This window comes from Thalassococcus sp. BH17M4-6, assembly GCF_049323015.1.
Classification (GTDB): domain Bacteria; phylum Pseudomonadota; class Alphaproteobacteria; order Rhodobacterales; family Rhodobacteraceae; genus Puniceibacterium.
In genome coordinates this window covers 108168-122443 of the sequence record NZ_JBMPGU010000013.1, presented here as the reverse complement: position 1 = coordinate 122443, position 14276 = coordinate 108168, and the positions used below count along the sequence as shown (strand labels likewise).

Annotated in this window: 18 protein-coding genes and 1 riboswitch; of the genes, 2 read left to right on the top strand and 16 right to left on the bottom strand. The window is 66.7% G+C overall.

The genetic code is table 11. The annotated features are described in order from the left end of the window. Positions 1-14: 14 nt before the first annotated feature. Entirely contained in the window at positions 15-824 is an 810-nt protein-coding gene (gene cysE, locus ACOXXX_RS17420; protein WP_422827881.1) for a serine O-acetyltransferase, read from the bottom strand. 65 nt (positions 825-889) lie between these two features. Between cysE and ACOXXX_RS17415 the strand changes: the two genes are divergently transcribed. Beyond that, entirely contained in the window at positions 890-1246 is a 357-nt protein-coding gene (locus tag ACOXXX_RS17415) for a TraR/DksA family transcriptional regulator (protein ID WP_422827880.1), read from the top strand. A gap of 24 nt (positions 1247-1270) precedes the next feature. On the opposite strand, the gene ACOXXX_RS17410 is transcribed toward ACOXXX_RS17415, so the two are convergent. The 15 genes from ACOXXX_RS17410 to ACOXXX_RS17340 form a co-directional block, all read right to left on the bottom strand. Then, a complete protein-coding gene (locus ACOXXX_RS17410; protein ID WP_422827879.1) occupies positions 1271-5212 on the bottom strand; it encodes a baseplate multidomain protein megatron in 3942 nt (1313 codons plus the stop codon). After that, a complete protein-coding gene (locus ACOXXX_RS17405) occupies positions 5212-5652 on the bottom strand; it encodes a peptidase (protein WP_422827878.1) in 441 nt (146 codons plus the stop codon). Before ACOXXX_RS17405 ends, ACOXXX_RS17410 begins: the two co-directional genes overlap by 1 nt. Continuing rightward, positions 5649-6536, bottom strand: coding sequence for a DUF2163 domain-containing protein (locus tag ACOXXX_RS17400; RefSeq protein ID WP_422827877.1), 888 nt, complete (start codon positions 6534-6536; stop codon positions 5649-5651). Before ACOXXX_RS17400 ends, ACOXXX_RS17405 begins: the two co-directional genes overlap by 4 nt. Next, positions 6536-7168, bottom strand: coding sequence for a phage distal tail protein, Rcc01695 family (locus ACOXXX_RS17395; RefSeq protein WP_422827876.1), 633 nt, complete (start codon positions 7166-7168; stop codon positions 6536-6538). Before ACOXXX_RS17395 ends, ACOXXX_RS17400 begins: the two co-directional genes overlap by 1 nt. Before the next feature lie 12 nt (positions 7169-7180). Beyond that, on the bottom strand, positions 7181-7834 hold the full coding sequence (locus ACOXXX_RS17390) for a phage tail tape measure protein (protein ID WP_422827875.1): 654 nt from the start codon (positions 7832-7834) through the stop codon (positions 7181-7183). Further along, positions 7831-8031: a rcc01693 family protein gene (locus ACOXXX_RS17385; RefSeq protein ID WP_422827874.1), complete on the bottom strand. Its 201-nt coding sequence runs from the start codon at positions 8029-8031 to the stop codon at positions 7831-7833. Before ACOXXX_RS17385 ends, ACOXXX_RS17390 begins: the two co-directional genes overlap by 4 nt. Before the next feature lie 2 nt (positions 8032-8033). Continuing rightward, complete coding sequence (locus ACOXXX_RS17380) at positions 8034-8354, bottom strand: gene transfer agent family protein (protein ID WP_422827873.1); 321 nt, start codon at positions 8352-8354, stop codon at positions 8034-8036. A gap of 3 nt (positions 8355-8357) precedes the next feature. Next, positions 8358-8774 (bottom strand): phage major tail protein, TP901-1 family, encoded by a 417-nt coding sequence (locus ACOXXX_RS17375; protein WP_422827872.1) that lies wholly within the window; start codon positions 8772-8774, stop codon positions 8358-8360. A 79-nt stretch (positions 8775-8853) separates the two neighbouring features. Next, positions 8854-9261, bottom strand: coding sequence for a DUF3168 domain-containing protein (locus ACOXXX_RS17370; protein WP_422827871.1), 408 nt, complete (start codon positions 9259-9261; stop codon positions 8854-8856). Beyond that, complete coding sequence (locus ACOXXX_RS17365) at positions 9258-9596, bottom strand: head-tail adaptor protein (protein ID WP_422827870.1); 339 nt, start codon at positions 9594-9596, stop codon at positions 9258-9260. The genes ACOXXX_RS17370 and ACOXXX_RS17365 overlap by 4 nt, the downstream gene beginning before the upstream one ends. Continuing rightward, complete coding sequence (locus ACOXXX_RS17360; RefSeq protein ID WP_422827869.1) at positions 9593-10186, bottom strand: head-tail connector protein; 594 nt, start codon at positions 10184-10186, stop codon at positions 9593-9595. Before ACOXXX_RS17360 ends, ACOXXX_RS17365 begins: the two co-directional genes overlap by 4 nt. A gap of 171 nt (positions 10187-10357) precedes the next feature. Next, the gene (locus tag ACOXXX_RS17355) at positions 10358-11533 is read right to left on the bottom strand and encodes a phage major capsid protein (RefSeq protein ID WP_422827868.1); all 1176 of its coding nucleotides are present in this window, start codon (positions 11531-11533) and stop codon (positions 10358-10360) included. A gap of 33 nt (positions 11534-11566) precedes the next feature. Next, on the bottom strand, positions 11567-12109 hold the full coding sequence (locus tag ACOXXX_RS17350; protein ID WP_422827867.1) for an HK97 family phage prohead protease: 543 nt from the start codon (positions 12107-12109) through the stop codon (positions 11567-11569). Positions 12110-12182: 73 nt separating this feature from the next. Continuing rightward, positions 12183-12410 (bottom strand): GTA head formation protein, RCAP_rcc01685 family, encoded by a 228-nt coding sequence (locus tag ACOXXX_RS17345; protein ID WP_422827866.1) that lies wholly within the window; start codon positions 12408-12410, stop codon positions 12183-12185. Next, positions 12403-13590 (bottom strand): phage portal protein, encoded by a 1188-nt coding sequence (locus ACOXXX_RS17340; RefSeq protein ID WP_422827865.1) that lies wholly within the window; start codon positions 13588-13590, stop codon positions 12403-12405. Before ACOXXX_RS17340 ends, ACOXXX_RS17345 begins: the two co-directional genes overlap by 8 nt. A gap of 275 nt (positions 13591-13865) precedes the next feature. Next, a riboswitch (cobalamin riboswitch) is annotated at positions 13866-14067 on the top strand. Between the two features lie 31 nt (positions 14068-14098). On the opposite strand from ACOXXX_RS17340, the gene ACOXXX_RS17335 reads away from it, so the two are divergent. Then, positions 14099-14275: a CbtB domain-containing protein gene (locus tag ACOXXX_RS17335; RefSeq protein WP_422827864.1), complete on the top strand. Its 177-nt coding sequence runs from the start codon at positions 14099-14101 to the stop codon at positions 14273-14275. Position 14276: the final 1 nt, after the last annotated feature.

Genomic DNA, 14276 nt, shown 5'->3' with positions numbered 1-14276 from the left:
CTACGTGCTCGCCGTCACGCGCCGCCGCGGATCAGCTGGTTCATCGTGATCGACGGCTGCGGGCAGCCGGCCTCACCGACGATGCGCGCGGGCACGCCGGCCACGGTCTTGCACGGCGGCACTTCTTCCAGAACCACCGAACCGGCCGCAACGCGGCTGCAGTTGCCGACCTTGATATTGCCCAGAACCTTGGCGCCCGCGCCGATCAGCACGCCGTCCCCGATCTTGGGATGGCGGTCCTCTTCTTCCTTGCCGGTGCCACCCAGGGTCACCGAATGCAGCATCGACACGTTGTCGCCCACCACGGCGGTTTCGCCGATCACGATGGAATGCGCATGGTCGATCATGATACCCTTGCCGATCCGCGCGGCAGGGTGGATGTCGACACCGAAGACCTCGGAACAGCGCATCTGGAAAAGGTACGCCAGGTCGCGGCGGCCTTCGCGATAAAGCCAGTTGGCGATGCGGTAGCATTGCACCGCCTGGAAGCCCTTGAAGAACATCAGCGGCTGCAGAAACCGGTGGCACGCCGGGTCGCGTTCATAGACCGCGACGATATCGGCCCGCGCGGCCATGGCGAGTTCGGGATCCGAGGCATAGGCCTCGTCGCAAATTTCGCGCAGGATCTGTTCGGACATCTCGCCCGAGGCCAGCTTGAGCGAGATGCGGTAGGCCAGCGCCCCCTCGATCGTGGTATGGTGCAACACCGAATAATGCACGAGCCCGCCCAACAGCGGCTCCTGCACCACGGCCTCTTCGGCCTCGCGCATGATGCGGGCCCAGACCGGGTCGAGTTCTGCGATCTTCGCGCGTTTTTCAGCCATGGCGCCTCTCCTTTGACAGGACGAGTTTAGCAGATAGGGTCGGCCGGGGAAAACGCAAACCTTTGATGGAGGCGATCGCGATCACAGATGAGACAGCCCTTGCCCGCTTCGCCGCGCTGATCCGCGACAGGCTGGCCGCCCTGGACGAGGACGACCGCCTGGGCAAGGATGGCCAGGCGGTCGTGTCGCTGGATCAGCAATCGGTCGGGCGGCTCAGCCGGATGGACGCACTGCAAAGCCAGGCGATGGCCAAGGCCGCGCAAGGCCGCCGCGACGCGCAGAAACGCGGTCTGCGCGCCGCCTTGCAGCGGATCGAAGAAGGCGAGTTCGGCTATTGCGACGACTGCGGCGATGCCATCGCCCCGGCCCGGCTAGAGCTTGATCCAACCGCCACGCGCTGCATGTCCTGCGCTTCAGGCTAGGGTCGGACCCTCCGCAACGTCCCCTCAGGCGCTGAGCCGCAGGCTGGCAAATGGCCCGGGGCCAAAGCGCTGCGACACCTGTGCCACCGCGATTTCATACTCGCCCGTGATCGCATCCGCCGCGCGCATCGCTGCGGTGTAGGACCACTGCGGCGCTGTCAGCTCCACCTCGCGCAGGACCGATGCGCCTTGCCGGACACGCAGCAGGTAGACCTCAGAGTCCTCGCCCAACGGCACCTCGGGGCCGTTCCATGGGTCGCCGTCGATCCGCGTGCGGCGAATCCAGTCGACCCTGAGGCCAGCCCCCGCGGGCCGCACGCTCAGGTGCGCGGGCCGGTACGGGCGCAACCCGTTGCCGTCAAAAGCGTGGGTTTCGTAGGTGTAGGACGGATCATCCAACGGCCTGCGCGCCGGTCCGATGCGGTAGTGCCGCGCGACGCCCCGCGCCGCGGCGGCCAAGGCGATCTGCACCGGCACCGCATCCATCAGCACGACCACCGACCCCTGCGGCCAGACCTCGGGCATGATGCCGTCGGTGCCGAACTGCCCGCGCAAGCGATGCGACAACAGCCACTGCCGCGGCCCGATCAGCTGCGCGTCGCGGAACTGGAAAAGCTCCCAGTTGCCCGGTGTGCCGTCACCGATGGCCACCAGGTTGCGTCCGGCCAAAAGCCCCGCATCGCCCGTCGCCGCCAGCTTGCCAAAGCCCATCCGCACCTGCAGGTCCGGCCCCCGGTCGATCCGCCCGGCGGGTGCTGCGAACATCGGGCTTTGGCTGACGCCGACCGACGCCTGCGCCGCGATGATCTGGTTCAGCGCGTAATCCGCATCGAGGGCGGAATCGTAAACCGCGATGCTGCCCGGCCAGGGATCGGCGCGGATCGCCAGGTGCGGCGCATGCGGTACCTCGTCGCCGGTCATGAGCGGCAGGTCCATGAACACCGGGTCGACCGGCACGGCGGGCGTGAAAGGCCGCAAAGACGCGCCATCGTCCGGGAAATCCGACGGCAGATAGGTATCGGGTTCGATCCGCACCGCCTCGATCAGCTGCTGTTCGGTAATCTCGACCCGGTCGATGCGCGCCAGCGTCGGCCCCTCGGCCCCCGGCAGCGTGACGATGTCCCCGGCCCCCAGGTGCAGCCTCGACGGCGGAAGGGCAAAGCGCAGCGTGTCGCGGGCCAGGCGCGCCTCGCTCAGCCAGCGCTCGACCGTCTGGCGTGCTTCGGCCCGGGTGAGCGCCAGCGGCACGTCGCTTTCAGCCACCGCATGGGTGGCCTCGTCCGGCAGCACGGTTTCTTCGGCCACGACCTGGTGATCGCCATCCGACTGAACAAAGCGCAGGCGCACGCGGCCGGCCATCTCGGCCTCGGGTCCCCGGGTTTCCGACAGATCGCCGTCGATCTCTTCGGTCACCGCCAGAGCGTCGCGGTCTATCTTCGTCGCCCGCAGCCCTGTGCGCATGCGAAAGACCAGCGCCCCGCCGCGCTCGATCGCGTCGAAACCATAGGCCAGCATCAGCGGTTGCAGCGCGCGGCGGGCATCGGTCACCTCTGACACTCCGTAGCCGCGCACGAACCCGTGCAATCGGCTGACGTCATAGGCCGTCAGCCCGACCCGTTCGCAGATTTCCGCTACGACCGACGCCAGCGTACGGCCCGATATCCGCCCCGTGATCCAGTGTCCGCGCCGATAGTTCGGGCCATCGGTCCATAGCGCATCGTTGCCCGGAAACCACGGATAGGGCCGCGCGTCCCAGGTCCAGACGAAGGCATGGCTCATGTCCAGCATCGGCGTGCCGTAGTCTTCCGACACCGGGTTGTTGGCCGGGTCGGACCAGTAGGCATGCATCGCCCGCAGATATTGGCGCTGAATCAGTTCGTCGCGCAAGCCGTTGGAAAACTTCGGCAAAGAGGATTCCGAGGATTTCGGGTCGACAAAGACATTGGGCTGGTTGGTGCCCTTGTCCACTGCCGGACAGCCCAGTTCGGTGAACCAGATCGGTTTCGATTCCGGCTCCCACGCGGTGGGATTGTCCTGCCGCAAACCGCCGATGCGCTCGTAGTGCGCGCGGCCCCACCAGTTGCGGATGTCCTTGTAGCGAAAGATCCAGGGCTCATCATAGGCCCCGTCGGTGATCGGGTCGCGGCGCTGGAACGTCTCGGCCTCGGGCGACGGATAGTACCAGTCGTACCCTTCGCCGCCTTCGATATTGGCGCGCAGGTAATCCTCGTTATAGATCGACCGCCAATCGGCGTCGGCATGGTCATCGCCATCGCGCCAGTCCGACAGAGGCATGTAATTGTCGATGCCGACAAAATTGATCTGCGGGTCCGCCCAGAGCGGGTCGAGGTGAAAGAAGACGTCCCCCGATCCGTCCTGCGGGTGATAGCCGAAATACTCGCTCCAGTCGGCGGCATAGCCGATCTTGACCTCCGGCCCCAGGATGGTGCGCACCTCGTTTGCCAGCTCGCGCAGCGCCGCCACGGCGGCAAAGCCGTTGGCGCCCCGAATCTGCGTCAGCCCGCGCATTTCCGACCCGATGCAGAATGCGTCGACCCCGCCAGCGAGGCGGCAAAGCGCGGCATTGTGCAGGATGAAACGGCGGTAGCTCCACTCCTCCGGCCCGGTGTAGGTCACGTAGCGGGTGGCATTGAAGGTGCCAAAGACGGTCTCGAACCCGTCCTCCTCCTCGCCGAAATCGGCCGCCGTGGCGGTGCCGAAAAACGCCGCGACCTCGGCATCCGCCTGCGCCGTGCCGTCGGGCGATCCGGTGCGACCCGGCGCGGTGCTAAGCGTGATGCGGCCGCGCCACGGCAAGGCGGGCTGGGTTTCGGCGTCGCTGTAGGGATCGGGCCGCGTGTTGTCGGCCATCTGATCCATCAGGATAAATGGATAGAACATGACCTTCTGCCCGGCCTCGGCCATATGCCGGATAGCCTGCACCACCGACTGATCGGTGGGTGTGCCGCCATAAACGGGCCGTCCGCCCAAGTCTGGCACCTGCTGCGCCAGATCGCGAGTCAGCCCAGACACCCGCCATTTCATCGACTTGCCGTCGTATTCCGCTTGTTCGACTTTGGGCCGCAGGCTGCAATGCCCGCAGCGCAGGTCGTCGCCGAACCAGCTGACCACCAGCGACACCGCCCCGCAGTTCGGCACCTCGTCCTGCAACATGCGGAAAGAGGTCGTGAAATCAGGCTCTTCGGAAGGGGAGTTCACGTTGGCCAGGCTCTTTCCGCCGCTGTCGTTGACGACCGTCACAGGCTCTGTCGCCAGCGCATATTCGCCCGTGCCTGGAATCATCGCGACGCCGCGGATCGCATCGGTCACGTCGTCCGGATCGGACTGGTCGGGGCGCGTCACCTCGAAATTGAACTGCGGCACGCGGTTGCCGAAGGGCGACAGCGCCAGATCCTCGATCACCACGTAGGCGAGCCCGCGATAGGCCGGCACGGTGCCGGTGCCTTCGACCGCCTCGATCTTGGCGTCGGGCAGCTGGTCGCCAGTGCCCTTATGCACCCGCATGTTGAGATCGCGCAAAGGGATTTCCGCGCCGTCCGCCCAGACGCGGTTGACCCCGGTGATCTCGCCTTCGCACAAGGCCAGCGCCAGGCTGACGGAATAGCTGTATTGCTTGACCTCGGGCTGCGGCGGGCCGCCCTTGCCGCCGCCGCTGGTCTTTACCTTCTCGCGAAACTCCGTGGCCCAGATCACATGCCCGCCCACACGCATCCGGCCGTAAACCTGCGCGATGGCCGCGCCTTCGCCGGCACCCGTCAGGCGAAAGCGGTCGACCTTGCCGGTCTCGACCGTTTCGGCCCCCTGGCCCATCAGCCGCTGATCCAGCGCCCGGCCCAGCGTGGCGCCCACAAACCGGCCCACCGCCACAGCCGACAGGCCCAGAACCGACCCGCCCACCGATCCGCCGATGGCGGCCCCGACCGCAGAGAAAAGGATAGTCGCCATCACACAGACTCCGTTGGAAAGGCAAAGCGCGCCGCGATCCGCCGCCGCCAGGGCGCGCTCAGCGCGCTTTCAATGACGCCATGGCCGGAATAGGCATGCACAAAAGCCGCCCCCGCACCGATGGCGCTTTGCAGGCCCAGATGCTTGGCCACCGACCCAGAGCGCATTCGAAACAGCAACACATCCCCCGCTGCATCGTCTGCCACCGCTTTCGGTGACAAGTGCCGCAGTGCTGCCTGCCACAACCGCTCCTCGCCCTGCGGTTCGGACCAGTCCATGGTGTAGGCGGGCACCGCCTCGGGCTCGGCGCCCAGCACCTCGCGCCAGACGCCGCGCAACAGGCCAAGGCAATCGCTCCCCGCCCCACGGACCGAGGCCTGGTGCACATAGGGCGTGCCGATCCAGCCGCGCGCCGCAATGACGATCCGGTCTGCACTCATCTGCGGCTGCCTCCGCTCTGGCTTTTCGCCTGGGTCGGATGCGTCAGCAGCCAGTCGTCTTCGGGAATGTCGGGAAAGCCCTGAAAGTTCAGGACGTTGTTGAACTTGAGCCGACAGGTCTCGAACCGCTTATCGCAGCCCGCCACGATCCGCACCCGGTCGCCGACCGACAGATCGGCGCGCAGCGGCTCCCAAAGCTCGATCACCCGCGCACCGTCCCCTGCGATCAGGTCGCGCTTGATTGCGCCGCTCAGCCCCTTCGCCGGACCGGTCCACACCTCGGCGCGGCCGCGCTGGAACCAGCCCTGATCGAACCCGCCCAAGGGGCCAAAGTTCAGCATTCGCGCGCCATCCGTGGCGACCAGAGCGCCTTCGTAGGTGTAGCCCGGCACATCCGTCTCGAACCGGCACGCGCTGTCGCCCAAGACGGCGGTGCAGGGTTTCTGAAATATCCGCCCCACGGGCCGGTTGAGCAGCTCGCCCAGCCCCCGCAACTCTGCGTGGAACGCACCGCCCGCGCGCCTGATCTCTCCGATCGTGCCGCGAAACAGCATCTGCCGCTGGCTCACGTCTTTCCAATTGACCAACCAGGCCAGCACCTCGGCGCCGTCATAGCGGCCCGCGGCGATATCCGCCTCGGTGATTGCCGCATCGCTGAGCGCACCCATCGCTTCGGTGTTGTCCACCGACAGGCCCGTGCCCTGCTGCAGCGTCATGGCGGTCATGCCGGTATCGGCGCGAAAGGTCAGCCCGACGAAGGCCAGATCAAGGTCGTGATCGGTGAACCCCAACCGCATGCCGTCTTTGCGCTTCACCTCCCACGCGCGGGCGACATTGGTCAGCCCGGTGGCCAGATGCGCGCCAAGTTCTGCCTGCATCTCCATCAGATTCGCACCTCCACAACCGGCACATCGGGCGCGTCGCCCGCCTGAAAACTGGCAACGCTGGTCTGAATGCGATCGGTATCGAACCGCACCGGCACGTCGAACTCAAAGCCAGCGCTGATCTCGACATCGGCCAGCGGCGGGCGGGCAAAGGTGACGACGCCGGTAGTGACATCGACCGTGTAGTCGATGCCGTCCTGCTGTTCATCCGACTGGATGCCCACGCGCACCGTGCCCTCGACCGGTTTCTTGATTGGACGGTCGTAGGTGGCATGGCCCGACCGGTAGGTCTTGATCAGCGGAAAGGCGGTCCGCTCGCCGTCGGCGATGGCAATGACCTGATCGTCATAGCGCGGCTTCTGCGACGGACGGCAGGACTTGAAATCCGACCAGTCCTTCCAGCGAAACCCGATAAGCTGCCCGCGCCGCGCCTCGAAGAACGCGATCAGTACGGCGATATCGTCAAGCGACCGGAGCCCGATGCCCGCATCATACCGGCGTCGCGCATGCGCCCAGGGGGTGTTGCGCTCCTCGAAGCCGCTGGCCAGCGTCACCACATCCGTGCGCCGCTCCGGCCCGCCAACAGAGCCGAAGCTCAGCCGCGCCGGAAACTGTATCTCGTGAAAATCCATGTCCCTCGCCCCTTACCTGTTGCGTGCGCCGCGCCCGAGCGCGCGGCCCATCTGCGCGGCGATCTGGCTCTGGCTGCGGCGAAACCCCTGCACGTCGGGCGTGGAGATGTTCATCACGACCGTCACCGGCTGGCCGCCGCCCGCCGCCCGAACCCCCAGCTTGCCATCTGCGCCACGGCTCAGCGGCATGATCGCCTCCGGCCCCGCCTCGCCCATCAACCCGGTGCCGCCGCGCATCGGAAAGGTGACAGGGCCGTTCACCACGCCACCGGTCGCGAACGGCATCACGCGGCCCTGGGAAAAGCTGCCGCCCTTCTCGAACCCCGAAAGCCCACCAAGCACCGAACTGATGCCCGAGGTGATGAGCCCGCCAAAGTGGTCCGTGACCGGTTTCACCGCCGCCCGGTAGGCCGCATTGATCATCGAATTTGCCACCAAGCGCAGCGCGTCCGACAGCTTCATCCCGTCCAGGATCACCCCGTCTATGGCCCTGCTCAAACCGCTGCTCAGCGCGCCCTCGAGCTTGGCGATGTTGCGCCCGGTGTCGGAAAAGGTCTGGTGGATTCGGGTCAGTTCAGCGTTGAACTGCTGCGCCATGCCGGTGGCGCCGCCCAACGTCGTCTCCAACGCATCGACCTGCTCTTCCATCGTCTCAAAATCGCTCATTCGCCTTGTCCTTTGATCCGGTCGGGGAAAGCCGCGACCAATTCATCCAGCCGCGCGCGGCCCATTGGGGCGATGCCCGATCCTGCGCCCAGCAGCAGTTTCAGTTCGGCGGGGGTCAGCGCCCAGAAGGCATCGGGGCTCAGCCCCAGGCCGCGCATTCCCGCGCGCATCAGCACTGGCCAATCGAATCCCGCCACAGCTAGCCCGCCTCGGGCAGCATGAAGGCCCGCGCCAGCAGTTCCGCCGCCACCTTCGCCGCCGTCATCGGCCCGCCTGCGATCTCGGCCTGCAGCAGGTCCGCCGCCGTGCCCTGCCAGCCGCCGCCGCGCAGCCCCGCCACGATCAGCGCCAGCACATCACGGGTGGAAAACGCCCCGGTTTCAAAACGTTGCACCAGTTCGACCAGCGATCCGCTATGCAACCCCGCCTCCAGTTCGGCCAGCGCGCCCAGCGTCAGCCGCAGCACGTGGCGTTGTCCGTCGATGATCAGCGCCACCTCGCCGCGATAGGGGTTCACCATGGCTCAGACCGCTTCGACAAAGACCAGTTGCCCGGCCGAGGCCAGCGAGACGTCATAGGTCGCCTCACCGTCGTGCGACCCGGCATATTCGATTGCGGTCAGCTGGAACGGGCCTTCGACAGTGCCGAAATCCGGGATGATTACCTGGAAATCCGGCGTTTCGCCGTCAAAAAAGATCTGCCGCGCGCGTTCATCGGTATCGGCGTCCTTGAACACGCCAGAGCCCGAGATCGCGGCGGATTTCACCCCGCCGCCCGACAGCAGCTCGCGCCAGCCGCCACCGCTGTCCAGCGTCGTGACATCCACCGTCGCGGCGTTGAAATTGACCCGCGTAGCGCGCAGGCCCGCCATCGTTTCGAATTGTCCGTCACCGGTCAGGTCCACCTTGATCAAAAGATCCTTGCCGTTTTGTGCAGGCATCTGGTCATTCCCTTTGCTGTATGTGTCGCGGCAAGGCCGCCTTGATCCGTCCGTCCCGTCGCGCGTCCCGCGCCGGGGCTCAGCTGTCTTCGACCCGGGCGCGAAAGGTCAGCTCGATCCGTCGCATCCCGCCGCTTTCGCGTTTGGCCCGGGCGCGCAGGAACCGCAGGCTTACCAGCCGCCCGCGATCCAGCGTCAGATCGGCATCCACAAGCGCGTCGCCGACCGCGACCGCCGCCGCCTTGGCGCTTTGAAACCCGGCCTCTTCGGTGATCACCGCGACGTTGAGGTCGTGCCAGGCGCCGTATCCCGTGGCGTCAGAGGCATCGCGCACCCGCTCCGCCCCAAGCGTGAGGTACAGCTGCGGCAGCGGCCCCGGCGGAAGCGCATCGAATATGTTGGCACCCACCAGCGTGATCAGCGCGTCATCCGACGCCAGCCGCTGATAGATCGCCGTTTGAAGGGCGGCGGAAATGGCGTAGCTCATGCCGCGACCTCCTCTTCCGCAAGGCAGGTCAGATAGCGTCCCGTGGGGTCCGCCTCGGTCACCGCATGGATGGCCCAGATACGACTGCCCAAGCGGAACCTCTGCCCCGGCTGCGGCCGCGTGCTGTGACCCTGCGGTGCACCGCGCACGATGATCCGGTAGCTGGCGCGCGACAGCGCCCCGGCCTCTCCGGTCGTCTCGCGCGCCGAACGGGGGCGCAGTTCGGCCCAAAGCGTACCCCGGGGGATCCAGCTCTCGTGCCAGCCGCCCGCTCCGTCCGGCGCGGTCTGCGCCACCTCGAGCGTCAGGGCTTGTGTCAGATGCGGCGTCTTCATGTGGCAAACCCCATGCGCAGCGGCCGATATCGCGCCAGAAGCGAGGTCACGCCAAACGGCATGCAGCCCTGCCCCAGCGCCGTTTCGTCACGATATTCGTAGTAATGCGCCGCCAGCAGCAGCACCGCCTGCGCGAGGTCGGCGGGCAGATCGCCAAAGCCCGCGCCGAATCCGGCCTCGAACCGCAGTTCGATCCCGCCGCCGCTGGGAACCTCGGGCAGGCTGCTGCCCATCGGCATCAGGCGCGGCGTGGTGCTGTCGCGCTCCAGCCTGTAGCGGTCCTGGGGGACCACATGCGCGGTGCCGTAGCGGTCAACCATCGCAAGCTGCGTGATGGCCGTGACCGGGGCCAGCGGCAGGACCTGCCCCGTGGCATCGTGCCAGGCCGCCTGGGTCAGCACGAACCCCCTCCGCAGCAGCGCCTTGCCGGTCCGGCCTTCGACTGCGGCAAGGGCCGCGCGCAGGAACGACGCCAGCACCGGGTCCTGCAAATCGTCCTCGGCAAAACCGGTGCCAAGGCGCAGGTGACGTTTCAGCGCGGCCAGCGGCAGGTCCGCCTCGGCGATATATGTCTCTTCGACCAACATCATGTTCTTTCTCCGAAATCCTGTCCCGGCCCCCGCATTCCACGGCCCGAGGCTTGGTGGGCACGCACCACTCACGTTGCTCGGACGGAGGGATCAGCTGGCCAACGCAAGCTGTCACACGGTGCGCGCCCCATGGCGGCCGGCCCCAAGGCCCGCCACCATGTCCGCATCCGCTTAGGACACAGCGCAGCGCAGCAGCTTGATCGCGGCGAAATCGCTCACATCGCCGCCCACACGCTTGGTGGCGTAGAACAGCACATGCGGCTTGGCGCTGAACGGATCGCGCAGCACCCGCAGGTCCGGACGCTCCGCGATGGTGTAGCCGCTGCCGAAATCGCCAAAGGCGATGGCATCGGCGCCGCTCGCGATGTCGGGCATGTCCTCGGCGATGAGCACCGGATACCCCAGCAGGCGCGCGGGTTCCCCGGCGCTGAAGCCGTCCGACCACAGATGGCGGCCATCCGCGTCCTTGAGCTTGCGCAGCGCACCGGCCGTCTTCGAGTTCATCACGAAGGACGCCGCCGCACGGTACTGCGCCCCCAGCGCATAGACGAGGTCGATGATCGCATCGCCATCACCCACGCCGCCGTCGACACCGGTGGGCACATAGCCGATGTTGCCCCAGGTCCAGACATCGTTGTCGACCGTCGCGTGATCCAGGAACCCGCGCGGCTTGTCGACGCCGTCGCCACTGACAAAGGCCGCGGCCTCGGCCCGCGCAAACTTGTCGGCGATGCGCCCGGCCAGCCAGGCCTCGATGTCAAAGGCACTGTCGTCCAGCAGCCGCTGGCTGGCCTTGGGCAGCGCGTTCAACTCGTAAAGCGGGATCGAAATGCGCTCGATCGTGGGGGTGCCGGTTTCGGTCGTGTCGGTGGTCTCGTTGGCCCAGCCCGCGCCCGCATCGTTGCGGTCGATCAGCACATCAAAGCTCGACGCCTCGACATTGACGACATTGGCGATCGCACGGATCGACGCGGTCGAGGCCAGCACCGATTTCACCGTATCGGCAGTGACCGGATCGACAAGATAGCCGCCATCGCCGTTCACGGCTGTGTTGAGCGCCTTGCCCTCAAGCTCCAGCCCGCGAAGCCCGTCGTCATCGCCGGTGCGCAGATAGGCGTTGAAAGCCTTCTGATGCGGCGCGGGGGTGTCGGCGGCGGTGGCCAGCGCGGGGCGCGCCAGGTTTTTTCGATCAAGCATGGTCAGTCGCTCTTCCTGTTGTTGAAGCTTTTGGTAGACATCGGCCCTCAGGCCTTTGATATCCCCGACAAGTCCCGCCATCGCGGTGCTTACCCGGGCGAACGGAGACGGATCTTCCCCGTTCCGAGAACGCGCCTCGGTTGTGCTCATCCAATTGGTCCCGTTGTTAAGGGCGCGCGGACATCAGCCCTGCGCCATCTCCCGGCGCGCACCTTCCAGCGCCTGCGCCAATTCACGCAACATGGCATCGGCCGGATCCTCACCCTTGGCCGCCACCCGCGCACTGGGCAGCATCGGAAAGGTCACCAGCGACACCTCCCAAAGCTCCAGTTCGGTCAAGAGCCGCTGGCCCTTTTCGTTCTTCGCCGCCCGCAGGGTGCGATAGCCGATCGACAGGCCGTCGATCGCGCCCGCCGCGATCAGCGCCGCCGCCTCGCGGCCCCTGGCCACGCTGTCCAGCAGGCGGCCCTTGACATACAGGCCGCGGGCATCCTCGCGCACCTCGTCCCAGATCCCGATGGGTTGGGCCGGGTCGTGCTGCCACAGCATCTTGATCCCGCGCCGCTCGGCCCCCAGCCGCTTCAGCGATGCCGCATAAGCGCCGCTGGCCACCACGTCGTTGCCTTGGTCGGGGCTGCCGAACAGGCTGGCATAGCCTTCAATCTTCATCCCGTCGGCCACGATCTCGTCCGCGCCCAGTCGGCAGAATTTGTGCTCAAGTTCCATGTCTCGTTCCTTCACCAGCCCCGGGCGCGCGTTTTCCTCAGGGAAAACGACCCGGAAAATTCGAATTTTCCGCTCAGGGCACCACCTCCAGAAAGCCTTGGAAGGCCTGCGCCAGGATCACCGCGACAATGCCGTAGACCGTCAGCCACAACCGCCGCTCCAGCCGCTCCATCAGCACCTCGATCCGTTCCAGCCGGGCGGTCAGCGTCTCGAACATCAGCGCGCTCACCCGCTCATGCGCTTCCAGCCGCAGCCCCGGCGCACAGTCAAAGGCCTCGAATCCCACTCTCGGCTCAGCCATCCGCATCCGCCTCCAGCTTCGGCAGGCCCAGCAACCGGCGCTTTTCCGGCGCCGTCAGGAAATCCGCCGCCGCCACACGCGCCCATTGCGCATCGCGTTCGCCAGCCAGGGCCGGGACCTGATCAAGGTCGGGCTTGAGCTCCAGCGTCTCGCCCACGAATTCCGACAGCCAGGCTCCCACGCGCGCCGCCACCCGTGTCGCCAGCGGCAGCACCGTCAGCCGGTAGAACGCGCGATGCGCTTCCTGGTAGTTGGCAAACGTTGCCTCGCCCGGAATGCCCAGCAGCATCGGCGGCACGCCGAAGGCCACGGCGATTTCGCGCGCCGCCGCCTCCTTGGTCTTCTGGAATTCCATGTCGGCGGGGCTGAAACCCATGGGCTTCCAATCGAGACCCCCCTCCAGCAGCATCGGACGACCGGCATTGCGCGCACCCTGATGATGGGTCTCCATCTCGCTCACCAGCCGGTCGTACTGATCGCGGCTCATGGTGCCCTGCCCATCGGCAGACTGGTAGACGATCGCCCCCGACGGCCGGGCCGCATTGTCCAGCAGCCCCTTCGACCAGCGCGACGCGGCATTGTGCACGTCCAGCGCCTGCGCGGCGGCCTGCATCGGGCTCAGCCCGTAATGGTCATCCTGCGGGTGGAAGGACTTGATATGACAGACCGGCGACACCGTACCGGTCACGTCGAACCGGTGCTTGCGCCCGCCGACGCTGTATTCATAGGCCACCGGCCAGCCATCGGCCCCCGGCACCAGCCGCATCCGGTCGGACCGCAGCACGTGCAGCTCCAGCGGCGCGCCGGTCTCGCCCGCGACCGCCTCCAGATAGCCATCCCCGGAAAGCAGCAGCTGCCCGTATAGCGCCTCGAGCAGTTCGGCCCGTCCCTGCGCCGCGTTCGGGCGGTTGATCAGTGGCAGCAGCGGATGCTGATCGTACCGCTGGCGGCTGTCCTGCAGCACCAGCGGCAGCGCCGCCGCCGCTTCGGCGATCAGCTTGACGGCGCGAAAGCCGACCGGATTGCCGGTAAAGCCCGTCCGCGTCAACGTCACCGTATCGCGCGCCGACCAGGCCACACGACCGCTCGACAGATGCGCCACGACCGGCCCCGTCGCACTTGCCTTGGCCTCCGGCACCTTTGCCATCGCCTGTTCCCGACGCAAGAATTGAAACACCATTGTCGCTCCTCGTTTTGCGGCCACGTCCCGACCGGATTTGACCAGAGCCTCTGGCCCGATCCTGTCGCTCTCGCACTGCTGCGGACCCTTGCGCGCTGCGCTCCGGCCCGTCGACCGATCCGTGTGACCGCCGATGAACACACCCTAGCCCCACCGTCTTAACGTCCGCCCACAGCGGCGCACGGTGCCCCCGACGCGCCGCAACAGTGGCCCCCTCGCCCGCAGGAATCCGCGCCCCTCCAGTGGATTTTCATTGCGTTCCCCGGCGCCATCTGGCATCGACAAAAGTGATTGGTCCCCGTGTCTGGCGTCAGGCTCGGGGGTAAAAGGGAACGCAGTGACCATCCGGAAATCTGCGGCTGCCCCCGCAACTGTGAGCGATGAGCACAGGCTGACAATGCCACTGGATTCGTCCGGGAAGGCCAGCACGTGCGAAGACCCGCAAGCCAGGAGACCTGCCGATCACACGTCCAACGTAACCGTCGGGTGCGACGGAAAGGAAAATGATATGAACGTTTCGACCACGACCACCACATCGGTCCGCAGCAGCAGTTCCCTTGTCACCGCGGTGCTGGCCGCAGTGATCGGTCTCGGGATCGTCTTCACCTCGGGTTTCGTGCAGGCCGACACGCTGCACGCGGCGGCGCATGACGTGCGCCACGCCACCGGCTTCCCCTGCCACTGAA